This is a genomic window from Candidatus Spongiihabitans sp. (assembly GCF_965247905.1).
GTDB lineage: Bacteria > Pseudomonadota > Gammaproteobacteria > Arenicellales > Poriferihabitantaceae > Spongiihabitans.
Genome location: NZ_OZ252047.1, coordinates 2,142,049 through 2,163,535 on the forward strand (window position 1 = coordinate 2,142,049; position 21,487 = coordinate 2,163,535).

The 21,487-nt window shown below is 51.7% G+C and carries 24 protein-coding genes; 9 read left to right on the plus strand and 15 right to left on the minus strand.

Translation table 11 applies throughout. The features are described from left to right. The first annotated feature begins 22 nt into the window (after positions 1 to 22). From ACP158_RS11090 to ACP158_RS11100, 3 genes are read left to right on the plus strand one after another with little or no spacing between them, the layout of a single operon-like run. Positions 23 to 211, plus strand: a complete 189-nt coding sequence (locus ACP158_RS11090; RefSeq protein ID WP_424946188.1) for a hypothetical protein — start codon at positions 23 to 25, stop codon at positions 209 to 211. Next, positions 211 to 1,113, plus strand: a complete 903-nt coding sequence (locus ACP158_RS11095) for an SDH family Clp fold serine proteinase (RefSeq protein ID WP_424946189.1) — start codon at positions 211 to 213, stop codon at positions 1,111 to 1,113. Before ACP158_RS11090 ends, ACP158_RS11095 begins: the two co-directional genes overlap by 1 nt. A 23-nt stretch (positions 1,114 to 1,136) precedes the next feature. After that, entirely contained in the window at positions 1,137 to 1,472 is a 336-nt protein-coding gene (locus ACP158_RS11100) for a hypothetical protein (RefSeq protein ID WP_424946190.1), read from the plus strand. On the opposite strand, the gene ACP158_RS11105 is transcribed toward ACP158_RS11100, so the two are convergent. Further along, on the minus strand, positions 1,416 to 2,078 hold the full coding sequence (locus ACP158_RS11105; RefSeq protein WP_424946191.1) for a transposase: 663 nt from the start codon (positions 2,076 to 2,078) through the stop codon (positions 1,416 to 1,418). The two genes, ACP158_RS11100 and ACP158_RS11105, sit on opposite strands and share 57 nt — an antisense overlap. Before the next feature lie 208 nt (positions 2,079 to 2,286). Between ACP158_RS11105 and ACP158_RS11110 the strand changes: the two genes are divergently transcribed. The 3 genes from ACP158_RS11110 to mobA all read left to right on the plus strand — a co-directional run bounded on the left by ACP158_RS11110 (position 2,287) and on the right by mobA (position 4,443). Further along, complete coding sequence (locus tag ACP158_RS11110; RefSeq protein WP_424946192.1) at positions 2,287 to 2,991, plus strand: ABC transporter permease; 705 nt, start codon at positions 2,287 to 2,289, stop codon at positions 2,989 to 2,991. Continuing rightward, the gene (locus tag ACP158_RS11115; protein WP_424946193.1) at positions 2,984 to 3,751 is read left to right on the plus strand and encodes an ABC transporter ATP-binding protein; all 768 of its coding nucleotides are present in this window, start codon (positions 2,984 to 2,986) and stop codon (positions 3,749 to 3,751) included. The genes ACP158_RS11110 and ACP158_RS11115 overlap by 8 nt, the downstream gene beginning before the upstream one ends. A gap of 62 nt (positions 3,752 to 3,813) precedes the next feature. Beyond that, complete coding sequence (gene mobA / locus ACP158_RS11120) at positions 3,814 to 4,443, plus strand: molybdenum cofactor guanylyltransferase MobA (RefSeq protein ID WP_424946194.1); 630 nt, start codon at positions 3,814 to 3,816, stop codon at positions 4,441 to 4,443. A 6-nt stretch (positions 4,444 to 4,449) separates the two neighbouring features. On the opposite strand, the gene ACP158_RS11125 is transcribed toward mobA, so the two are convergent. The 13 genes from ACP158_RS11125 to ACP158_RS11185 all read right to left on the minus strand — a co-directional run bounded on the left by ACP158_RS11125 (position 4,450) and on the right by ACP158_RS11185 (position 16,445). After that, on the minus strand, positions 4,450 to 5,157 hold the full coding sequence (locus ACP158_RS11125) for an alanyl-tRNA editing protein (protein ID WP_424946195.1): 708 nt from the start codon (positions 5,155 to 5,157) through the stop codon (positions 4,450 to 4,452). Positions 5,158 to 5,509: 352 nt separating this feature from the next. Further along, positions 5,510 to 6,490 carry a Gfo/Idh/MocA family protein gene (locus ACP158_RS11130; RefSeq protein WP_424946196.1) on the minus strand — a complete coding sequence of 327 codons (981 nt, stop codon included), beginning with the start codon at positions 6,488 to 6,490 and terminating at the stop codon, positions 5,510 to 5,512. Positions 6,491 to 6,718: 228 nt separating this feature from the next. Further along, positions 6,719 to 7,642, minus strand: a complete 924-nt coding sequence (locus ACP158_RS11135) for a hydrogen peroxide-inducible genes activator (protein WP_424946197.1) — start codon at positions 7,640 to 7,642, stop codon at positions 6,719 to 6,721. Positions 7,643 to 7,702: 60 nt separating this feature from the next. Continuing rightward, positions 7,703 to 8,296 (minus strand): DUF3501 family protein, encoded by a 594-nt coding sequence (locus ACP158_RS11140; RefSeq protein ID WP_424946198.1) that lies wholly within the window; start codon positions 8,294 to 8,296, stop codon positions 7,703 to 7,705. A gap of 47 nt (positions 8,297 to 8,343) precedes the next feature. Further along, complete coding sequence (locus ACP158_RS11145; protein ID WP_424948454.1) at positions 8,344 to 9,723, minus strand: heterodisulfide reductase-related iron-sulfur binding cluster; 1,380 nt, start codon at positions 9,721 to 9,723, stop codon at positions 8,344 to 8,346. A 90-nt stretch (positions 9,724 to 9,813) separates the two neighbouring features. Further along, entirely contained in the window at positions 9,814 to 10,242 is a 429-nt protein-coding gene (locus tag ACP158_RS11150) for a rubrerythrin family protein (protein WP_424946199.1), read from the minus strand. A 166-nt stretch (positions 10,243 to 10,408) separates the two neighbouring features. Next, on the minus strand, positions 10,409 to 12,121 hold the full coding sequence (locus ACP158_RS11155; protein WP_424946200.1) for a tetratricopeptide repeat protein: 1,713 nt from the start codon (positions 12,119 to 12,121) through the stop codon (positions 10,409 to 10,411). Between the two features lie 293 nt (positions 12,122 to 12,414). After that, positions 12,415 to 12,642, minus strand: coding sequence for a hypothetical protein (locus tag ACP158_RS11160; protein ID WP_424946201.1), 228 nt, complete (start codon positions 12,640 to 12,642; stop codon positions 12,415 to 12,417). Between the two features lie 117 nt (positions 12,643 to 12,759). Beyond that, positions 12,760 to 13,413: a helix-turn-helix domain-containing protein gene (locus ACP158_RS11165; protein WP_424946202.1), complete on the minus strand. Its 654-nt coding sequence runs from the start codon at positions 13,411 to 13,413 to the stop codon at positions 12,760 to 12,762. Between the two features lie 81 nt (positions 13,414 to 13,494). After that, positions 13,495 to 15,582 carry a polyribonucleotide nucleotidyltransferase gene (gene pnp / locus ACP158_RS11170; protein WP_424946203.1) on the minus strand — a complete coding sequence of 696 codons (2,088 nt, stop codon included), beginning with the start codon at positions 15,580 to 15,582 and terminating at the stop codon, positions 13,495 to 13,497. A gap of 53 nt (positions 15,583 to 15,635) precedes the next feature. Beyond that, on the minus strand, positions 15,636 to 15,905 hold the full coding sequence (gene rpsO, locus ACP158_RS11175) for a 30S ribosomal protein S15 (protein ID WP_424948455.1): 270 nt from the start codon (positions 15,903 to 15,905) through the stop codon (positions 15,636 to 15,638). A 205-nt stretch (positions 15,906 to 16,110) separates the two neighbouring features. Beyond that, on the minus strand, positions 16,111 to 16,284 hold the full coding sequence (locus ACP158_RS11180) for a hypothetical protein (protein ID WP_424946204.1): 174 nt from the start codon (positions 16,282 to 16,284) through the stop codon (positions 16,111 to 16,113). 17 nt (positions 16,285 to 16,301) lie between these two features. Continuing rightward, complete coding sequence (locus ACP158_RS11185) at positions 16,302 to 16,445, minus strand: hypothetical protein (RefSeq protein WP_424946205.1); 144 nt, start codon at positions 16,443 to 16,445, stop codon at positions 16,302 to 16,304. A gap of 435 nt (positions 16,446 to 16,880) precedes the next feature. Here ACP158_RS11185 and asd point away from each other — a divergent pair, with 435 nt between their 5' ends. Continuing rightward, a complete protein-coding gene (gene asd, locus ACP158_RS11190; protein WP_424946206.1) occupies positions 16,881 to 18,008 on the plus strand; it encodes an aspartate-semialdehyde dehydrogenase in 1,128 nt (375 codons plus the stop codon). Between the two features lie 20 nt (positions 18,009 to 18,028). Here asd and ACP158_RS11195 read toward each other — a convergent pair whose 3' ends face one another. Next, complete coding sequence (locus ACP158_RS11195; RefSeq protein ID WP_424948456.1) at positions 18,029 to 19,150, minus strand: pyridoxal-phosphate-dependent aminotransferase family protein; 1,122 nt, start codon at positions 19,148 to 19,150, stop codon at positions 18,029 to 18,031. A gap of 192 nt (positions 19,151 to 19,342) precedes the next feature. Here ACP158_RS11195 and ACP158_RS11200 point away from each other — a divergent pair, with 192 nt between their 5' ends. Together ACP158_RS11200 and serC are read left to right on the plus strand one after the other, a co-directional pair. Next, on the plus strand, positions 19,343 to 20,302 hold the full coding sequence (locus ACP158_RS11200) for an NAD(P)-dependent oxidoreductase (protein WP_424946207.1): 960 nt from the start codon (positions 19,343 to 19,345) through the stop codon (positions 20,300 to 20,302). 60 nt (positions 20,303 to 20,362) lie between these two features. Beyond that, entirely contained in the window at positions 20,363 to 21,469 is a 1,107-nt protein-coding gene (serC, locus tag ACP158_RS11205) for a 3-phosphoserine/phosphohydroxythreonine transaminase (RefSeq protein WP_424946208.1), read from the plus strand. Positions 21,470 to 21,487 lie beyond the last annotated feature (18 nt).

Genomic DNA, 21,487 nt, shown 5'->3' on the forward strand with positions numbered 1-21,487 from the left:
AATAACCTATGAGGAGAAAATCATGAATAACCAAACAACCCCGAAACCAGATCAAGTTGAACAGGAAAAACAACATCTTGTTCGCCAAGGCAATCAGTTGATATCGGACGATCTCAAAAAAGCGGTTGATATTGCCTTCAAGCTGTCACACAAGGAGCCGCCGCATGTGAAAGTAGAAACTCTCACTAATTGCACACATAGAGAATCCTAATGCCAAATTTATCGGATATTCGGCGTAAGATTTCAGAAACGCAAGCGCAAGATGTGCTCCGTCGGAAATATTTAAAGAAATTGTACGACCTTGTAAAACGGGATGTGATTCTATACGCAACAAATTTTTCACAACCAAAGCCCAATATACCGGGGAATTCACTTATTATTAACGATTCAGATGTCCAGCATTTGATGTCGGTGATTTCGGAATTAAGGCGCTCCGACAATTCTCGTTCTGACAAACTGGACTTAATCCTTCACTCTCCCGGCGGCTCATTGGCGGCAGCGGAGCAAATTGTTTGTTATCTACGGAAACAATACAAACATATTCGTGTAATTGTTCCGCAAAATGCGATGTCTGCCGCAACCATGATTGCTTGCGCTGCCGACGAAGTTTTGATGGGTCATCATTCCGCGCTGGGACCAACTGACCCTCAAGTAGCCAACGCTGGACATTATTTTGCTGCCCATTCGATTATCAATGAATTCAACAAGGCAAAAGAGGAAACAAAAATAGATATTTCAACATTGCCCTTGTGGACTACCAGAATTTCAAACTGGCCACCAGGGTTACTTGATGATTGTGCACGGGCTATAGAATTATCTCAGAAAATGGTTGCGGACTGGCTTCATAAATATATGCGCTTGAGCCAGTCAGAAGCGACAAAAGCTGCTGCATTGTTGGCTAACGCCAACGAACACAAAACACATAATCGTCCGTTGGATTTCGATAAATTGAAATCGTTTAATCTAAATGTAAAACGTTTGGAAGAAGATCAAGATTTGCAGGATGCCGTTCTTTCTGTTTTTCACGCAACGACGGTAACTTTTGAAACCACTCTCTGCGTCAAGATTGTTGAAAATCATCTCGGTAAAGGTGTGTATCAAGTGATGACATAACTTGTCTAAACCTATCCCATGGTATGTCTGCAAAAAATCCATTAAAAATCACTCCACTCAAAGGTCGCCCAATGCTCCATTGGGTTGGCCAGAAGCCTCTGGATGTGGTGCGGCATTTTCCAGCGCAGTTATGTGAAACGGTGGGTGTTAAAAGACCGCCGGCCGAGCCGTCCTACAAAGAATTTGTCAAGGCCAATTACAATCTGCTTTTCCACGGCGACAACAAGGAAATTTTATCTTCGCTTTTGATTGCCGGATTTCGCGGCAAGATTGATCTGCAATTCTGGGGACACAATACGGAATTATTTAGCAACAGCCTTCGGGCCCGGTTTACCTGGACGAAGCGACTTTCCGCATAGATGTTCTAGTTTGTCCACGAAACAATCTGAACCCAAAGGTCGTCCAGTTCTTGAGTGAAGGCGGATTAGCTTGTCTCTTGCTTCGCCATGATCATCCGACAAATACTGCACCCAGTCTTCTATCCGTTCGAGCATGGGCGTCACAGTTACAACTCCGTCATTTTCTTGTGTTAAATGCGCACGCGCACTAGACCATCTGTATTTTTCTGCAGAATCAACTAACCCGGCCCTAACTGGATTGAGTTCAACGTATCGAACCGTCGAGTATAAGTAAGCTTCATCCATCGGATTCGATGAAAATCGCCCTTGCCATAAATAACCTTTCCAATTTTCACGAAAATTAATGTACCTCGTATATCTGCGATGTGCTTCTCCGATTGATTGGGCTAGCTGTTCTTTGTCATTTGGCACCACAACTAAGTGAACATGATTTGGCATCAAACAATAAGCCCAAATCTCCACCTTACCCAAATGGCAATAGGTCGTTATCAGATTAAGGTAAGTTAGATAATCCTCATCGCAAAAGAATACCTGTTGTCTTCTATTTCCTCGCTGTGTGATGTGGTGGGGCACACCCTCAAACACTGTTCTAGCCATCCTGGCCATAATTTACTCCTTAAGTTAATGTTACATTTAATGCGCTACTGAAACCAGCAGTTTAATAGAATAATGTTGCACAGGGTACAGTCTATTAATAGTTCCGTATTGTGTCCCCAGATCCGAAGGAATCTCATCCATCAATCTCCTCCATCGATGCGCCATCGCCTGACGTATAATCCGATAAATCCGACTAGCGGACACTTGAACATTTGCCTTGCAATCTCTCGCCTCGACCACGATAGACGCTCTCAGCCTGCTGTTTAGCGGGGATGTTGCGCTATGGGAAATAATCGGCATCTCTTTTCGGGTTTCATGCACCGCCATACTGATCACAAGCCCATTTGCGCTTGGCGTTGCCTTCATATTGGCCTATTTCAATTTCATCGGCCGGCGGCTGTTGATTTCGATCTTCAGCACGTTGCTGGCGTTCCCCGCTGTGGTCGTCGGTCTGGTGGTGTATATCCTGTTATCCAACCACGGGCCGTTGGGCGATTGGCGTTTGCTGTTTTCCCAAACCGCGATGATTATCGCGCAAATAATTCTGTGTCTGCCGATCCTGATTTCAATGAGCCATGCGGCGTTCCAGGCCAACGATCATCATGCCTGGGAAACCGCAAGAACACTAGGAATTCCCGGGTTTAGAGCCTTTCTTTTAATCATCTATGAGGTAAAATTTGGACTGCTTGCCGCATTCCTCGCCGGCTTTGGCCGCATCATTGCCGAGGTCGGCGCATCGATGATGGTGGGCGGCAATATCCTGCACCATACCCGCAATATTCCGACCGCGATCGCGCTGGAAACCAGCAAGGGTAATTTTTCCCAAGGCATTGCCCTGGGAATTGTGCTGTTACTTTTGGCATTTATATTGAATATCCTGCTTCAATATTTCCAGGGGCGCGGCCACTATCGCCATGACTGAGAAAATAACATTCAGCAGAATCACGAAGTCGTTCCCCGGGGCGTTTTCCAGGTCGTTTTTCAGGTCGTTTTCCGGGTCGTTTTCCAGGTCGTTTTCCAAGTCATTTTCCGGGACCAAGTTACTCAGCGATGTCGAGATTGTGCTCAATGGCGGAAAAGTCATACTGCTGACCGGGGAGAACGGCACCGGGAAAACCACACTGCTGCGGATACTTGCCGGCCTGTTAAAACCGGATTTCGGCACGGTCAATTTTGGCGCAACCGATGAGCCTTGGCAACATGTCCGCAAACGTCTGCTAAAAAATGTGATGTATCTCCACCAACGACCCTATATGTTCGAAGGTAGCGTGTCGCGCAACATGGCGTTGGCGGTGCCGGGATCAATGAGCAGAAAGCAAACCCGGCAGCGCGTCGACCAGGCTTTGGAATGGGGCCTGCTGACCCGACATGCGCAGGCCCATGCCAAAACGCTCTCTGGCGGGCAGCAACAGCGCGTCGCGTTAGCGCGAGCATGGCTGCGTCAATCACCGATAATGCTGCTGGATGAACCGATTGCAAATATGGATACCCAGTCCAGTGCCCGGACTATTAAACTGCTGCATCGACTAAAGAGTGCAAATACAGCGATTTTGATTTGCAGCCACAACCATCAGGTTTTCGACAGCCTGATCGATCGGCATGTTGAGTTGGCCAATTATCGACTGAGCGACGCCCCATCGACCGCGGGCGGCCAGCGCGCGCGGCGGCCATCATCGGCATAAAAAATTCAAGGACACGAAAGGTAATGGGCATGGGTAATGGGCATGGGTAATGGGCATGAGTAATGGGTAATAGGCAAGGCGATGCGATTTGCGAGGTGACCGGATTAATCCTGGCTGGCGGATTGGCGCGCCGAATGGGCGGCCAGGACAAGGGTTTGATTCTATTCCGCGGCGAAGCGATGGCGCAGCGTATTGCGCGCGCGTTACGACCGCAATGTCATCATATTTTAATTAATGCGAATCGCAATATCAGTGAATATGAAAAATTTGGCTACCCGGTAATCTCGGACCAACTCACGGATTTTCAAGGACCGCTTGCTGGAATGTTAACCGGGCTGAATACTATTTCAACCCCGTGGATGGTTACCGCGCCCTGCGATGGCCCGTTTATGGCAAGCGACTATGTGAAAAAAATGAAACGGGCGGTCGCCTTGAATAATCATGCTATTGCGGTTGCCGCTTGCGCCAGCCGGCTACAACCTGTGTACGCCATGATTCATCAATCACTAATGACAAGTCTCGGCGCATTTCTGGGTGGCAATGAACGAAAAATTGATAAATGGTACGGCCAGCATGACTATACGATTGTCGATTTCTCCGACGCCGCGCACATGTTTGAAAACATCAACACGCCGCAACAACTGCGCGCTTTGGAGCAGTTGGATCAATCTGCCGATGGCAGCCTGGATTAACCGTGCTTACTCCGCAAACTCGATGGTGATTCTGCGATTTTGCTTGCCCTTGTTTTTGATGCTTTGCACCCGCACCGCGCCGATTTCTGCGCTATTGGCGACATGAGTGCCACCGCAAGGCTGCAAATCCGCGGCGCCGAATTTCACTAATCTGACCTTGCCACCGCCCATTGGCGGCAACACCGACATGGTGCGTATTAGTTCAGGTTGTTGTTGCATTTCCTGATCGGTAATCCAGCTTAATGTCATCGGATGATTTTCCTGAATAATCTCGTTTAGCCGTTGCTCGAGATCCTCTTTTCCCGGCGGATGGGGCAGATCGAAATCCAGTCGACCGCTGCCATCGCTAATCGAGCCGCCGGTCACCGGCGCCGGCACCGCGACACAGAGCATGTGCATACAGCTGTGCATGCGCATCAGTCGATGACGCCGCTGCCAATTTAAGGTCAGGGTTACGCGCTCGCCCAGTTCCGGCATCAACGCCCCTTCTTTAACGATATGCAGATGCGCGCCGCTATCCCGGTCTTTGCAGCAATCCAAAATTTCCAGTTGCTGCCCAGTTTCGCGGATCAGCACGCCCGTATCGCCGGGCTGTCCGCCGCCGAGCGGATAAAAAACGGTTTGGTCGACGCACACGCCGCACGAGTCGGCAGACACCACCGTCGCCGTGCAATGTTTCAAGTAACCGTCTTCGCGGAATAATTCTATTGTCATTTGTCGAAACTCATGGTTGCTGTGATTTTGATGCGGCGATTTTTTATGCGAAAAATTGTTGCGGGCGATTTTTTGCGCGTATCCGTGATTATTGCCATGGACGGCAGGGCAGATTTTTGTTCCCGGCAATATTGCCACGGATGGCATGGTCGATACTCGTTCCATACGGTATCGGCACTTCCGCCGTCCCTGGCGGTCGTAGGTCGCGGGCGCAGGATGCGCAGGAGCGACCGGCGTCCTGGCGGGGCTTGCGCGGAAAATTGTTCAGGGCGATTTTTTGCGCGTATCATCCTTGATACGCGCCCCTGCGGGGCTTGCGCGAAAAATTGTTCATGGCGATTTTTTGCGCGTATCATCCTTGATACGCGCCCCTGCGGGGCTTGCGCGAAAAATCGCTCCCGGCGATTTTTTCCCTCACCCGTTGCGCAACCTTGACCGCCAGCAAGCCATCGTCCCCCGACACCAAAGGTTGTTTGTTATGCGCAACACAATCGATAAAGTGCGCGAGTTCCGCATTCAGCGGCCGTTGCGGCGTTACCTCAATATTTCGGTGTACCAATTCGGGAAACTTGCCGCCTGATTTAATTTTGCCCGGCTTAACCTGTTCAAGTTGTTGGTCGCTGAAATTCAAGCCCAGATACAGGTCATGGGAAAACACTCTGATACGTCTAAACTGGCTGCGCGAAACCCGGCTCGCAGTCACATTGGCAACCGCGCCATTATCAAATTCCAGTCGGGTGTTGGCAATATCAACATGATCGGTGATAACCCGAGTGCCGGTGGCGGATATATGAGTAAGTTCTGAGTTGATTAGCGATAACACGATATCAATATCATGAATCATTAAATCCGTCACCACGTCAACATCGGTCGCCCGTTCGACAAATTCACCTAAGCGGTGCACCTCGATAAATCGCGGACTGCCGGCCAGTTCGGCAAGTTTCATGACCCCGGCATTGAACCGCTCCAAATGACCAATCTGCAGGAGCGCCCCGTTGTCCTTGGCAAGTTCCACAATTTCAGCGCTTTCCGCAACACTGGGCGCAACCGGCTTTTCCAGCAAAGTAGGCACCCCGGCCTCGAGGAATGATCGAGCAACCGCTAAATGCAAACTGGTCGGCACCGCGATACTGACCGCGTCGATTTGACTCTCAAGCCCACAAGTGCGGGTTAACGCTCGACAGTTATGCTTAGCGGCAATGCCGGCAGCAACCGATGGGTCGGCATCAACCACCGCAACCAACTCCACGTTATCCATGTTGGCGTAGATCTTGGCGTGAATGCGCCCAAGATAGCCGACTCCAACCACGGCCACGCGTATTGGTTTAGGCATCGGCAAGCCTGAGTTTAGTAAGTCTGAGTTTGGCAAGCATGATTTTCATCGCCATAGTCTATTACGTTAACGTGTTCCCGGACACCCAAAATCCAACCCGTTTATCGCGCACCGAATAGCTCTGGCGTTGTGGTCGCTGATTGGCAGCACACCCAATTTGGAGAAACACAATCCTCAAAAGAGCCGCTTGGACAATGGGTTTTCAGGAAGATTATCTAATCATGAAGATTATCCAGCCATTTCCACACAACTCAGAGGGCAACTATGGATGGCTGCGGTTAGTGCCTGAATGGCCTGCTCGCGCGGATAACCCTTGCGCCAGGCAAGAATCACATCCCGGCCCGGCTTGATGTCCGCGAAACATTTGATGCTGAGCAACCGACCGGAATATTCCTCTGCGCCCACCGCCGAGCACGGCAAAATGGTAATCCCTACGCCACTTGCTACCATGTGACGCATGGTTTCAATGGAGCCGCTTTCCAGGGTTTTCTGCAAGTCGTCCGGCCCGCCGCCGCGCTGACAGGCCGGGCACACTTCCAATACCTGATCGCGAAAACAGTTGCCCTGCCTCAGCAATAAAACGGTTTCGGATTCGAGTTCCGCAATGTCAATTTCATTCTTTTGAGCAAGCGGATGGGATATCGGCAGCACCACCACAAAGGGCTCTTTATACAGCACTTCGGTGGCGACGCCGGGCTCGGCAAATGGGTTGGACACAATAATGGCATCCACACTGCCCTGCTTTAGCCGCACCCTAAGGTCGTTGGTGAAACCCTCTTCAACAATGATCGGCATGTCCGCGGCCTGCTCGCGCAATATCGGAATCAGGTGCGGCAGCAAGTAAGGACAAATCGTATAGATGATGCCGATGCGCAGCGGTTCGACCAGGTCATTGTCGCTTGCGCGCGCGATGGTTTTTAACTTGGCCGCGGCCTCCAAAACCTGTTGCGCTTGCTCGACCATGCGCTTGCCCATCGGTGTTAATAAAATCTCGTTTGATCCCCTTTCAAACAAAGTGATGTCAAACTCATGTTCGAGTTTTTTTACCGCAACACTCAGTGTCGGCTGGCTAACAAAACAGGATCTTGCAGCACGACCAAAATGCCGCTCTCTGGCAACCGCGACAATATATTTAAGTTCGCTTAGGGTCATCCAGAATAATGTTCAGGCTTAAATGGCCAGGCTTAAATGGCCAGGCTTAAATGGCCAGGCTTAAATGATGCGGCTTAAATCATCGGCCAGTGATTCAGCGATATTTTGCGGCAGCGCGCCGGTTTCATAAGCGTAGTTAAAATGATTGACCCCAATTTTTATTTCTGCGCCGTGGTGCGCGGCTTCAATCATTTCGGCGCTCAATTCAAAGCGCAAAAAATGAACCGCGGACGTTTTTTCCTCGGTTTCGCGCACTAAATCTTCGTTGGCGATAGGATTAACCTTGGCAAAACTGCCAATTTGCACCCATATTTGACGTTCAATGCCAATCAATTTTGACAACGCTATTCTGCGCTCCGCCTGGTCTTCATATTCAATCATAAAGGTAACCTTCCAGTTGGCGCCATCCGGGATTAACGGGTTGTAAGCGTGCAGTTCTTCGTCGATGGCATCGGCTTCAAAAATCTTTTCAACGCGCAGCACTTCCTGAATTTGGTATTGCATGGTCAGCCGATCTTCGAAATACAACGTGGCATTCGGTCCTAACGCGACCTGGCGGGATTTTTTATGCGCCATGACCTGCTCGCGGTAATTTGAACGCTGGCGGGCGTATTCTTCCAGCGACATCAGGTCCATCTTATTTAACTTTGACATTTAACTTATATATTTCAATAGGATATATAAATAACTTACAGTGAAATCTAAATACCGTAGGCTTTCCGCAGCAGCGATATAGGGTGGCATGTAGTTGACCCATCCGCCAACGCATGCTCTATAAACTTGCCCGCCATCGGACAATCGCTGCCGTAGTGATCGGCCTCGCTTTGAATCACTTTATTGACCACTGGCCGGCCCAGTTTTCGTGCCATTTTATAGAACTTGCTTTTAACGCCGTAGGTGCCGTTATGCCCGGAACAACGCTCTATCGCGGTAACCTCGGTACCTGGAATCAACTGCAGGCATTGCTTGGTTTTCAATCCAATCTTCTGCACCCGTTGGTGACAGGCGACATGGTAGGCGACTTTCCCCAGCGATTGCTTAAACTCGGTATTCAGCGCGCCGCCTTTGTGCCGTAGCATGAGATACTCAAACGGATCAAAAATGGCTTTTGCCACCTTTTGAACCTGGTCGTCGTTAGGAAACATCAGCGGCAACTCCTGCCGAAACATGATCACGCAAGAGGGCACCGGCGCGATGATGTCCCAGCCGGCATCGACCAGCACCGCCAGATGGGGGATATTGGTTTCCTTTGCTTTGGCGACCGACTCCAAATCCCCCAGTTCCAGTTTTGGCATGCCGCAACAGCGCTCGCGCTCAGCCAGCGTCACCGGAATTTGGTTGTGCTTTAGCACCCGCACCAGATCCTCGCCCAAATCCGGGGCATTGTAATTGCCGTAACAGGTCGCGAATAGCGCCACTTTTCCGGTGGTTTTTTCGGTCGCCGTTGTTTGCCTCACCGTTATTTTCTCGGTTGATTGAACGAAATGATCCGGCACCAGAGACTCCCCCCGCAACCGTTTACGCAACGTTTTACTGTGATACGCTGGCAGGCCGGCTTCAGGATGAACCCCCAATACCTTGTCCAATACCTTGCGCATCGGCTTGCTTTTGTTCGCGGCATTGACCACATTGACGATGATGGGAATGCTCGCAAGTTTGCCAACGGCATCGGTCGCGGACAGAATTTTTTCGCCACTGCCAACCCGACCTTGCTGGAACTTCACCGCTTTCGCCCGCAACATTAAATGCGGAAAATCGATATTCCACGGATGCGGCGGAATGTAGGGGCATTTCGTCTGGTAACACAAATCGCACAAGTAGCACTGATCCACGACTTTCCAGTAATCCTGCTGGTCCACGCCGTTGACTTCCAGCGTGGCGGATTGATCCACTAAATCGAATAGCGTGGGGAATGAATTGCACAGGTTGACGCAACGGCGACAACCGTGGCAATGGTCAAACACCCGCTCCATTTCATGGTAAAGCGCGTCCTGATTATAAAACTCCGGGTTTTTCCAATCAATCGGATGGCGGATGGGCGCGTCCAGACTGCCCTCCCTGTTTTCCCTTTTCTCCATCAGGATTGACAAAAGATGTCTGTTATAACCGCTTGATATTCAAGGTACTAAATCGCGGCGGCGACCAACGACCAGTGCCTTTAATTGTGCCGACTAAATCTCGTCCAACGCTTTTTGGAAACGATTCGCATGGGATCGTTCGGCTTTGCCCAGAGTCTCAAACCAGTCTGCAATTTCATCGAATGATTCGTTGCGGGCGGTCTTTGCCATGCCCGGATACATATCGGTGTATTCATGGGTTTCGCCGGCGATGGCGGCTTTCAGGTTATCCGGAGTCGGGCCAATCGGCAGTCCAGTGGCCGGATCGCCACATTCCTCCAAGTATTCAAGATGGCCGTGGGCATGCCCGGTTTCGCCTTCAGCAGTAGAACGGAACACGGCGGCAACGTCATTGTAGCCTTCAATATCGGCTTTTGCCGCGAAATACAAATATCGGCGATTGGCTTGGGATTCCCCGGAAAAGGCGTCTTTGAGGTTTTGCTCTGTTTTCGAATTCTTTAAATTCGTGCTCTTCAAACTCATGTCATTCACTCCTAATCGTGTGTTTTGGATCTAAATTTTCATGTCGCATTACCGACCTGGGCAATTTTAGGGTAATGGATCTGATTAGTCTAATTGATTGTATTAAAAACTATAATAGCCAAAAACTATAACAGCATAAACTATAATAGACGAAACCGCGGTTGCGTTAATGATGTTGCCTGGTGTTTTTACGACAACAGCAGGAAGAAGTAATCGGAATATCGGTCTTTGCCATTGCCCGGCCTAATTTTACTGTAATTTCGTCCCACTCATTATTTTTATCATGATCACCCGGCTGATTTTTTTGGCGGCGTTGACGCAAACATTCGGCCAGTCCGTGCAAAGCCCATACATTATCCGGATGCTGGCTACAGCGTTGCAGTTCATTGTTGAGCCCAAGATCTGTGCGATAAACGGATTCCGCTTCGTCATAATGTCCCTGCTCTATCAGCAAGGCGCCGAGCGCGTGCCGCGGCGGATGCATCCACGCCCAGGGTTCGGAATAGGCAAGATTATCATCCAGGCGCACGCTGTCACGCAGATATTGAAACGCATCCGCATAATTTCCTTTGTGATACTCAAGTTCGCCATTCAACATGTTTTGCGCAATTTCCAAAATAGTCAACGCGCGGTTATTGAAAAACTTGCGCTCATCCGGAATGTTGGCGAGGGAGTCATAGAAACAGGCGCGTTCTCGTTCGGCGCGCGCGATTTGCCCCAGCGTCGCATGCGCGATGGTCTTGGCATAATAATGCATCGCGGTCGAGACACAGTATAGATGTGGGCATTGCGGCAGCGGCGTATCAATAATTTGCCGCCACTTGCCGAACCGCACCAGCACATGCATTTTCATTGAATAATAGCCTTCCAAGGTCATGGCAAGATACGGGCGGCCCTTGATTGCCAACACATCGCGGGACAATGTTGCACACATTTCATCAGTCGCTTGCATGGCGGGCGCAAACTGACCCATAAACATGCAGGTATAGATTATCAAATGCAGGTCGTGGCAACGAGACGAAGTGTAGAAATTATAAGGTCCCGCGTAATCAAGATATTTTCGGTCGGCCTGGATGGCGTCCTCGCTGATGACCTTCGCCTGCGCGTAAAGCCCGCACAAAACATAGATGTGGCCCGGCATGTGGAGGATATGCCCGGCCTCCGGGCACATGCCGCGAAGCATGTTGGCCGACTCCAATGCGCGCTGCGGCGCGGGCGACATTTCCAGACAATGAATATGCAGATGTAAAATAGCCGGATGCTGGGGCAAGTCCTGCGCCTTAACTTGCGCCAGGGCTTGGTCAAGCACGGCTAAACATTCCAGCGTGTCGGCGCCGTCAGCCGGTTGGTCGGTTTTCACATTCCAAAGTCTCCAGGGCGTTCGTGTCATCATCGCTTCGACAAAAAGCGCCGCAACATCCAGGTCTTGCGGAAATTTTTGATACACCTGTCGCATTGCCTCAGCGTAGGCATCATCCCATGCGTCAAACTCCTCGGGCGCGACGCCATGCGCGCATTGAAAACGCGCCGCCAATGCGTTGATTAGGCCAGCCTCCACACTAGTGACCTTGGAGACATTGGAGACAAGAGAGCGCGCGCCGGTAATATTATCGAAACAAAATTTTGTGCATCGTGTTATCTCTTGCGGGCAAAAATCACACCACGGCATATTGTAAAAAGGCCCCGCTGCATAAGCGATGCCCCAATATGCCATCGCGCAATCGGGGTCATGTTGCAGCGCTTTTTGGAAACAGTGAACGCCCTCTTCCTGATTAAACGCAAAGCACCAATTGAGACCGCGGTCAAACCATATTTGCGCTTCTGAAGACGATGTGGTGATTGGCCGAGTGTGCCCACCTAAATCAAAATACGGAGTCAAGATAATTGTCCATCCTGATGGTTATGGGTTAAAAGGCAACGGAGGAATGCAAACATTCCACGATAGCGCTTACCTTGGGTGCTTTGCGGAATGTAAAGAAAGAATATATTTTACCCGAAATCGAAGACCACCGCCCTACGGAATAATGTAGCGGCTTGCGCCGCTGTCCTTTTTCACTGGATTATCGGGTCAAGCCCGATAATGACGGGCGGTTATTATCCAGCGGCGAAGCCGGCGCGCGCCTTTGAGGGAGACGGAGCAATCCGCGAACCCCCCTTGATTCCCCCCCCTTATCAGGGGGGGGAGACTGAGCCGCCGTCATCGCGAGTGGACGATGCGAAGCCCCCCTGATAAGGGTGGGGGGGGGGGTTGGGGGGTTGGGGGGGTTGGGGGGGTTGGGGGGATTGCGATACGTCCATGGCTCTGCCCCAATACCACCCCTGAAACCGCGTGCCATCGCCGCCGGGCAAGGTCAGCGGCTGTCGCCGCGGGTGTTTCACTGGATTATCGGGTACCGACAATGACGGGATGATAAAGGCTAACCAATTCCCGCAACGGTTGGTTTTCACTGCAATCCGGTGTCGCTGCAATACGCATTAGCCAACACGAATAGCGTTTGTTTTTGTTCTTCTCAACCATTAGTTTTCCGTGGCCGGAAACAGGATTTTATGGGGGTCGTTATGGGAATCGTTACCCGTCTTAGCGGAATCCTCGGCAATCGGCAGCTTTAAAAATCCGGCAAGTTTCTTTGTATCCAAGTGTGACCATTGATTCAACCCAAATAACGACAAGCCAGTCAATACAATAATGAACAGCGCAAACTTGAAAAACAGCCTCCTCGACTTGTTTGGTCGGCCCCTGTTTGGTCGGCCCCTGTTTGGTCGGCCCCTGTTTGGTCGGCCCTTGTTTGGTCGGCCATTGTTTGATCGGCCCTTGTTTGATCGACTTGGCGCCTTGCTCTTTAGTTTTAGCGCGCTCATGAAGGTCGGCGCGCCTGAAAACTGCTCGGGTTTTAAATCCACCTTGGCGATAACTTCGTCCGCGTCCAGATGCAACAAACGGGCGTAGGCTCTCAGGTAGCCCCTTGCAAACGTGCAACTTGGAAGCCGGTCGTATTGGTTTCGTTCCAGAGCATCAATGGCATCCACCCCAAGATTCAAATTACTCGCGACATCCTCAACGGACAACCGCAATGCCTCTCTTGCGGATGACAGCATTTCTCCGGCCGTTTTAGCGGTTGACGGCTGGGGTTCGGGCCGGGGTTTTGGCGTGACGGTGTCTGACTCAACCATGTCGGCGACCCTATCAGGAAACGCTTAACTCAGAACTTTCTTTGCAACAGGTTTTCTTTGCATCAGGATGTACAAGCAGCATCAACCCTCTTCCAACGCCTTCATGCTCAGCCTGACCCGCCCTTGCTTATCCACTTCCAGCACTTTCACCTTGACCTGATCGCCCTCTTTGAGCACATCGCTAACCTGATTAACCCGCTGGTTGGAGATCTGGGAAATATGCACCAAGCCATCGCGCCCGGGCAAGATGTTCACGAACGCCCCAAAGTCCATCAACCGAACCACCTTGCCGTCATAAATCGTATCCACTTCAACATCCGCGGTAATTTGCTCGATTCGGCGTATCGTTTCCTGGGCGGCGGCATTATCGGTGGACGCGATTTTTATGGTGCCGTCATCGTCGATGTCAATCTTCACACCGGTTTCCTCGGATAAGGCGCGAATCACAGACCCGCCCTTGCCGATGACATCGCGAATTTTCTCGGGGTTGATGCTCATGGTGACAATTCTTGGCGCAAATTCCGACATCTCGGCGCGTGGGGCGGAAATCACTTTATTCATTTCTTCCAGAATATGCAGTCGGCCTTGTTTTGCCTGCTGCAACGCCTGAGCCATAATTTCGGCGGTGATGCCGTCAATTTTGATATCCATCTGCAATGCGGTGATGCCCTCAGCCGTGCCAGCGACTTTGAAATCCATATCGCCAAGATGATCTTCATCACCCAGTATATCGGTCAATACGGCGAAGCTATTGTCTTCCTTGATCAAGCCCATGGCCACGCCGGCAACCGGCGCCTTGGTCACGACCCCGGCATCCATCAACGCCAGACTGGTGCCGCACACACTCGCCATCGAACTGGAGCCGTTGGATTCGGTGATTTCCGACACCACCCGAATGGTGTAGGGAAATTCTTCCTGGCTCGGGAGAACCGCCTTGATGGCGCGCCTTGCCAACCGCCCATGACCAATTTCCCGGCGTTTCGGCGTGCCGACGCGACCGGTCTCGCCGACGCAGTAAGGCGGAAAATTGTAGTGCAGCATAAAACTATCGCGATAGTCGCCTTGCAAAGCATCGATAATCTGTGAATCGCGCTCGGTGCCCAAAGTGGCGACCACAATCGCCTGGGTCTCGCCGCGGGTAAATTTTGCCGAGCCATGGGTGCGCGGCAATACGCCGACTTCAACGCTGATGGGACGCACTGTTTTAGCATCGCGTCCATCAATGCGCGGCTGGCCGGCAATGATGCGGTCACGCACATATTTTTTCTCCATGGATTTAATCTCATCGGACACGACCGCCGAATGATCGACTTCAGCATCGGCCGGGCACAACTCGGCAAGTATATCGTCCCTGACTTCGGACAGCGCATTTCGCCGCTCGGCTTTATCGGTGATTTGATAAGCATTTTCGATGCGCTCGCCGACCAGCGCAGCGACGCGATCGTGCAACGACGAATCCTGCTCGGCCGGCTGCCAGTCCCATTTTTCCTTGCCGGCTTCCTGGCCCAGCTCTTTAACCGCTTGGATCACGGCCTGGCTTTGCTCATGCCCAAACATGACCGCGCCTAACATTTGCTCTTCGCTCAAGACTTGGGCTTCGGACTCCACCATAAGCACCGCGCTTTGCGTGCCGGCCACGACCAAATTCAATGCCGATTGTTCGGCTAAAACCGTGGCGCTCGGATTCAGCACATACTCGCCATCCACAAACCCGACTCGCGCGGCGCCAATCGGGCCATTGAAGGGCAAGCCAGAAATCTCCAGCGCCGCGGAAGTCCCGATCAACGCCAAAATATCCGGGTTAATCTCGGGATCGACCGACAGGACAGTGACAATGACCTGCACCTCGTTCATGAATCCGTCCGCAAACAGCGGTCGAATAGGTCGATCAATTAACCGGCAGGTGAGGATGGCGTTTTCAGATGGCCGGCCTTCGCGCTTAAAAAAACCGCCGGGAATCTTGCCGGCGGCGTAACTTCGCTCTTCGTAATCAACGGTCAACGGCAAAAAGTCATGTCCCTTGTATTCTTTCCGCCCCACAACCGTAACCATGACCACGGTATCACCCATGCTGGCAATCACTGCGCCGTGGGCGTGTCTTGCGGTCGCCCCGGTTTCCAGACGTACTTCATGCTGACCGTACTGAAATGTTTTTACTGTTTTACTCAATTTAGGTTTCTCCTATAGCGTATTAATTATGGGGCTTTTGTTTGACGTGCGACCTACTTACGTAGCCCCAGCTTGCCGATCAGAGCCCGATAGCGCTCGATGTCGGTGTTTTTCAAATAGTTCAATAATTTACGGCGATGATTGACCAACCGCAACAATCCCTGTCGGGAATGATGATCGTGGATGTGTGTTTTGAAATGATCGGAAAGATCGTGAATTCGCGCGGTCATCAGCGCTATTTGTACTTCAGGAGAACCGGTATCCCCTTCTTCGCGCTGGTGTTGTTTAACAACAGCGGCTTTATCTGTGGCAGTTAAAACCATGATATTCCTCAATTTAAAAAAATTTACCTGCGTCGAAGTAAGCCGCAACTCATGTGGACTTGCCTCCATGGCAAACCTCGAAACACCGTATCCCGGAAACCGGGTCCGCGTATTCTATACGCCAACTTGATTATCTACAAGCCCGTATTATGCCACCACATACTGGACAAATCGGGCAAAAGTTTGACGATGGACTGGCAGGGCATCAAGTAATCCAATCCCCAGAGCGGACGTTCGCCGTTATAGCGTTGTAAGCATCCCAGTATATGGTCGTTATGGTCGTTGTGTTGCGCACAAAACCGGCGGCTACGCCGCAAATGAGTCCGGCTACGCCAGAGCACGTTTTAGTGTCACGCAAAGCGTGACAATTATTTACCATTGGCATCTCAAAGAGAGTCACACCTTGCGATTCACCATTGTCTCCCCCAACCCGTCATTGCCCGGCTTGTTCCGGGCAATCCAGTTATTAAACCGTTCGGCGTAGCCGAACTCCTTATAATCCAGACAAACATTGAGTGCCGCATATGTTTCGTTAGGCAAGGCGTGGAAGCCGAGAATGAGGGGGCGCATAAACATGCGTGGTCGATTGAGCGGCGCACCACAACACCACATAACGGAAAATAGGCAAGCGACAATCCAGTCATTAAACCAGCGGCGTTAGCCACTATCATTATGTCGGTTTCCTTTTTTCGTCATGCCACGAATCCAGAATGTTTCCGGCATTATTCAGCCCGTATTATGCGGCCACCGCCTATGCGGCAAATCAGACAGTCATGGTGAGCTGCCGATAATACGCCATTGGCATCATTAAATATGCAGCAATTTCACCTTAGACTACCCGATTTTTTTATCCTCTTATAGTCTCATTTGTGTCTGAGCCCGGACACCTGTCCGCCAGAAAAATTAAAGATTTTTATCTGGGAATCAGTATAATCCCGCCCATTGATGACCTAAAAAATCTTAAGAAACATTGCAATGAAATTAAATCGAGTCGGGTTTGTGGGTTGGCGGGGCATGGTCGGTTCAGTGCTGCGGCAAAGGATGATCGAACAAGATGACTTCTCATTAATCGAACAGCCGGTTTTCTATACCACCTCGCAAACCGGCCAACCCGGCCCGGACATCGGCCGGGAAATTCAACCCTTGCAAGACGCCTTTAACCTGGAATCCCTAGCCAGCCTGGATGTGATTGTCACCTGCCATGGCGGCGCCTATACTGCTGAGGTGCATGCAAAACTTCGCCAGCAAGGCTGGAAGGGTTGCTGGATTGATGCGGCCTCCAGCTTACGCATGTCAGCGGATTCCACCATCATTCTTGATCCAGTCAATCTGCCTATAATTGAGCACGGCCTGGCCCATGGCCAAAAAGATTTCATTGGCGGCAATTGCACGGTCAGTTTAATGATGATGGCGCTGGATGGCCTGTTTAGTGCTGATTTGGTTGACTGGATTGCTGTTTCCACTTACCAAGCGATATCCGGCGGCGGCGCTCGGCAAATGCGCGAACTGGTTGAGCAAATGGGCGTGGTCAATCAAGCCGCCAGTGAATTAGTGAAAAATCCGGCCAGCTCAATACTGGATATTGATAAAGCCGTCATAGATGCGCTGCGTTCAGATCAACTGCCCAGCGGGGAAATCGGTGTTGCGCTGGCTGGCAATTTGCTGCCGTGGATTGATAGCGATTTGGATTCCGGCAGCAGTCGCGAAGAGTGGAAAGGCGCGGTGGAAGCCAACAAAATACTGGGTCGGGAGGCGAGGCCGATCCCCATAGAAAGCACCTGCGTTCGCGTCGGCACGATGCGATGCCATAGTCAGTCGTTCACCATTAAACTCAAACAGGATTTGCCGTTGGATGAAATCGAGCAAATTTTAGAACAAGGCAATGATTGGGTTGCGCTGGTTGAAAACACGCGCGAGGCATCGTTGGCCAAACTAACCCCGGCCTATGTCAGCGGCACGTTGACCATCGCCGTGGGACGCGTGCGCAAGCTCAATCTGGGCGCGCGGTATATCTCGGCATTTACGGTAGGCGATCAACTGCTGTGGGGCGCCGCGGAACCGCTACGGCGCATGTTAAGAATATTGGCGCGCGACCAGGTTTGACTTCAGCGGTGCGCTGCGGATTAATTCGCTACCCGCTCTTTCAAGATCGCCAGGCAGCGCGCAACGTAATCCGCTCTGCTTGCCTGCCCCATTAACCCGATGCGCCAAATCCTGCCGGCCAGCACGCCGAGCCCAGCGCCGATTTCCAAGCCATGGTTATCAAGAAAGTTTTTACGGGATGCGGCATCGTCAACGCCATCGGCAAGCAGCACCGCATTCAGTTGCGGCAGCCGATAGGGCGGTTCCACCAATAACGCCAAGCCCAACTCATCGAGTCCGGCAACCAGTAATTGATGATTGCGCTGGTGTCGCGCCCAGGCATTTTCAATGCCTTCTTCATGCACCATCAACAACGCTTCGTGCAGGGCATATAAGGAATTGACCGGCGCGGTATGATGGTAGGAGCGCCCGCCCTCCGCGCCCCAGTATCCCATCACTAAATTGATGTCCAAAAACCAACTTTGGACTTTGGTTGTTCGATTTCGGACTTTATCCAAAGCCGCTTCGGAAAACGTGACCGGGGACAATCCAGGAAAACACGAAAGACATTTTTGACTGCCCGAATAGACCGCATCCAGTTGCCACTCATCCACCATCAGCGGCACGCCGGCCAGCGATGTCACCGCATCGACGATAACCAGCGCGCCATGCTCGTGCGCCAATTTGGCCAAGGCTTGAGCATCGGATAACGCGCCGGTTGAGGTTTCCGCATGGACAAACGCAACCACTTTGACATCCGGGTTATCTTTCAATGCCTGCTCGACTTTTTCCAGACTGACCGGCGCGCCCCATTGATCTTCCACGACAACCGCGCGGCCACCACAGCGTTCGACGTTTTCCTTCATGCGCCCGCCGAACACGCCGTTGATGCAGACAATCGCCTGGTCGCCCACTTCAATCAAGTTGACAAAACACATTTCCATGCCCGCCGAGCCCGGCGCGCTGACCGGCATGGTCATGTAATTTTCGGTTTGGAAGACATATTGAAGCAAGTGCTTAATCTCATCCATCAGCGCCACAAAGGCAGGATCGAGATGACCGATGGTCGATCTTGCGGCGGCGTCCAGAATCCGCTGATGAACCATAGTGGGGCCAGGCCCCATCAAAAGCCGTTTGGGTGGCCTAAATGATTGATACATGATAAAAGTCCAAAATTTTCCGAGCGCACAGTATAATCGAAAACGATAATCGCAAACGCGCCAGCGCGCACAAATGCCACGACAACTTTGCTAACATCCCCCAAAGCCATGCAAATAATTTAGACTTGAAGATTTAGACTTGAAAGAATTTTATCGTAACGCAACCCGCACTCAAAAATGAACCTGAACATGAACATGAACATACTCATCGCCGACAGTTTCCCTGAATCCTATCAATCGGAATTAATCAAAAACGGCCACCAAATAACCTTCAATCCGGCGTTGCAAGGAGACGCGCTAGGCGAAGCGCTCGGCGACCACGAAATCTTGATCGTGCGCAGCACCAAAGTTGACGCCGCCGCCATTGACGCGGGCACGGCGTTGCGACTGGTGATACGCGCCGGCGCCGGCACCAACTCCATCGACAAGGCGCATGCCGCCAGCAAAGGCGTTCGTGTCTGCAATGTGCCTGGGGCCAATGCGATAGCGGTTGCAGAACTGGTTATCGGTTTGATTATCGCCATTGACCGCCATATTCCGGACAATGTCAGCGACCTTAGGAACAAGGTTTGGGCGAAGAAAAAATACGCCAGCGCTCAGGGCTTGTATGGTCAAAAACTGGGCCTGCTCGGGCTCGGCGCCATTGGCTTGGCGGTTGCTGAACGCGCCGCCGCATTTGGTATCCGCGTGCACGCGCTGGCAAAACCCGGTCGTTCGCAAGACGCGGAAAAACGCATCAGCGATCTCGGCATCGTGCAACTTGCGTCGCTGGACGACCTGCTCGCGACTTGCGACATTGTCAGTTTGCATTTGCCGGTCACGCCCGAAACCAATAAGATGGTGGACAAAACATTTTTAGATAAAATGAAACACGGCGCGATGTTGATCAATACTTCGCGTGGCGACTTGGTTGATGAAGCGGCGTTGATCGAGGCAATGGAAAGCAAGGGAATTCGCGCCGGGCTGGATGTTTATGACAACGAACCCGGCGCCGGCGACGACCGTTTCGACTCGGCAATCGCCGCTCATCCCGGGGTATGCGGCACGCATCACATCGGCGCCTCGACCGAGCAGGCGCAAATGGCCGTGGCCGAGGGCGTGTTGCAAGTGGTGCGGTCATACCAACAGGGCGACTTGCAAAATTGCGTCAATTGACCGGCGCGCAAATTTTTATCGCGACCGCAATCAACGCCACAATAACTATGAGGAAAAACAATGAACTCAGATTCAAACCGCAAACATAATTTCAGCGCAGGACCCTGCACCCTACCGTTGGAAGTTCTGCGACAGGCGCAGCAGGAATTCGTCGATTATCAGGGCGCCGGAATGTCGCTGATTGAAATGAGCCATCGCGGCAAGCACTTTGATGCGGTCGCCGTTGAGGCGATGGCGTTATCCATGGAAGTATTTCAAGTGCCCGATGATTTCAGCGTGCTGTTTTTGCAGGGCGGGGCCATGCTGCAATTCTCCATGATACCGATGAATTTGCTGACCCATGGACAAAAAGGCGCCTATGTCAATTCCGGCGCATGGGCCGACGGCGCCATCACCGACGCCAAAGCGTATGGGGATATTTACACCGCCTGGGACGGCGCGGAAAATAACTATACGCGAATGCCGACCAGCGCCGAGTTGGCAATGCAGGACCACACCCGTTATCTGCATATCACCACCAACGAAACGATTGGCGGCATTCGCTTTGCCGAATGGCCGGAGGTTGATGTTCCATTGGTCGGCGATGTGTCGTCCGAATATATGGCGCGCCGGTTGCCTTGGGAGAAGTTTGATCTGGTTTATGGCGGCGCTCAGAAAAACCTTGGGCCAGCCGGCATGGCCGTGATTTTCATTCGCAAATCGATTCTTGAGCATACCAACCGCGACCTCGGCCGCTACCTGCGTTACGATATACACGAAGCCAGCGGTTCGATGTTTAACACGCCGCCGGTATTTCCCATTTATATGTTCGGCAAAGTCTTGAAATGGATGAAAAAGCAAGGCGGCTTGGCGGCGATGGAAACTCTGGCGGCGGAAAAATCCGGGGCCTTGTATCGCGCCATTGACGACAGCGATGGTTACTACACATGCCCGGTGGAGGTTGCCTGTCGCTCGCAGATGAATGTGGTTTTCCGATTGCCCAGCGAACAGTTGGAGCAAAAATTTCTGTCCGAAAGCGCGCAAGTTGGCTTGATGAACTTAAAGGGTCATAGAAGCGTCGGCGGCTGTCGGGCAAGCATTTACAACGCGCTGCCCAAAAGCAGCGTCGATGCGCTCGCTGAATTTATGGCAGATTTTAGCGACAACAACGCCAGAACCAACGGCTGACTCTCTTCTCAAACATTC

Coding starts and splice junctions, on each gene's coding strand:
- mobA (WP_424946194.1), top strand. CDS start 3,814: ATGGGTAATAGGCAAGGCGATGCGATTTGCGAGGTGACCGGATTAATC.
- ACP158_RS11140 (WP_424946198.1), bottom strand. CDS start 8,296: ATGTCAAAGTTAAATAAGATGGACCTGATGTCGCTGGAAGAATACGCC.
- ACP158_RS11200 (WP_424946207.1), top strand. CDS start 19,343: ATGAACATACTCATCGCCGACAGTTTCCCTGAATCCTATCAATCGGAA.
- ACP158_RS11115 (WP_424946193.1), top strand. CDS start 2,984: ATGACTGAGAAAATAACATTCAGCAGAATCACGAAGTCGTTCCCCGGG.
- serC (WP_424946208.1), top strand. CDS start 20,363: ATGAACTCAGATTCAAACCGCAAACATAATTTCAGCGCAGGACCCTGC.
- ACP158_RS11150 (WP_424946199.1), bottom strand. CDS start 10,242: ATGAGTTTGAAGAGCACGAATTTAAAGAATTCGAAAACAGAGCAAAAC.
- ACP158_RS11095 (WP_424946189.1), top strand. CDS start 211: ATGCCAAATTTATCGGATATTCGGCGTAAGATTTCAGAAACGCAAGCG.
- ACP158_RS11100 (WP_424946190.1), top strand. CDS start 1,137: ATGTCTGCAAAAAATCCATTAAAAATCACTCCACTCAAAGGTCGCCCA.
- ACP158_RS11180 (WP_424946204.1), bottom strand. CDS start 16,284: ATGGTAAATAATTGTCACGCTTTGCGTGACACTAAAACGTGCTCTGGC.
- ACP158_RS11105 (WP_424946191.1), bottom strand. CDS start 2,078: ATGGCCAGGATGGCTAGAACAGTGTTTGAGGGTGTGCCCCACCACATC.
- rpsO (WP_424948455.1), bottom strand. CDS start 15,905: ATGGTTTTAACTGCCACAGATAAAGCCGCTGTTGTTAAACAACACCAG.
- ACP158_RS11090 (WP_424946188.1), top strand. CDS start 23: ATGAATAACCAAACAACCCCGAAACCAGATCAAGTTGAACAGGAAAAA.
- ACP158_RS11135 (WP_424946197.1), bottom strand. CDS start 7,642: ATGACCCTAAGCGAACTTAAATATATTGTCGCGGTTGCCAGAGAGCGG.
- ACP158_RS11125 (WP_424946195.1), bottom strand. CDS start 5,157: ATGACAATAGAATTATTCCGCGAAGACGGTTACTTGAAACATTGCACG.
- ACP158_RS11130 (WP_424946196.1), bottom strand. CDS start 6,490: ATGCCTAAACCAATACGCGTGGCCGTGGTTGGAGTCGGCTATCTTGGG.
- ACP158_RS11165 (WP_424946202.1), bottom strand. CDS start 13,413: ATGGTTGAGTCAGACACCGTCACGCCAAAACCCCGGCCCGAACCCCAG.
- asd (WP_424946206.1), top strand. CDS start 16,881: ATGAAATTAAATCGAGTCGGGTTTGTGGGTTGGCGGGGCATGGTCGGT.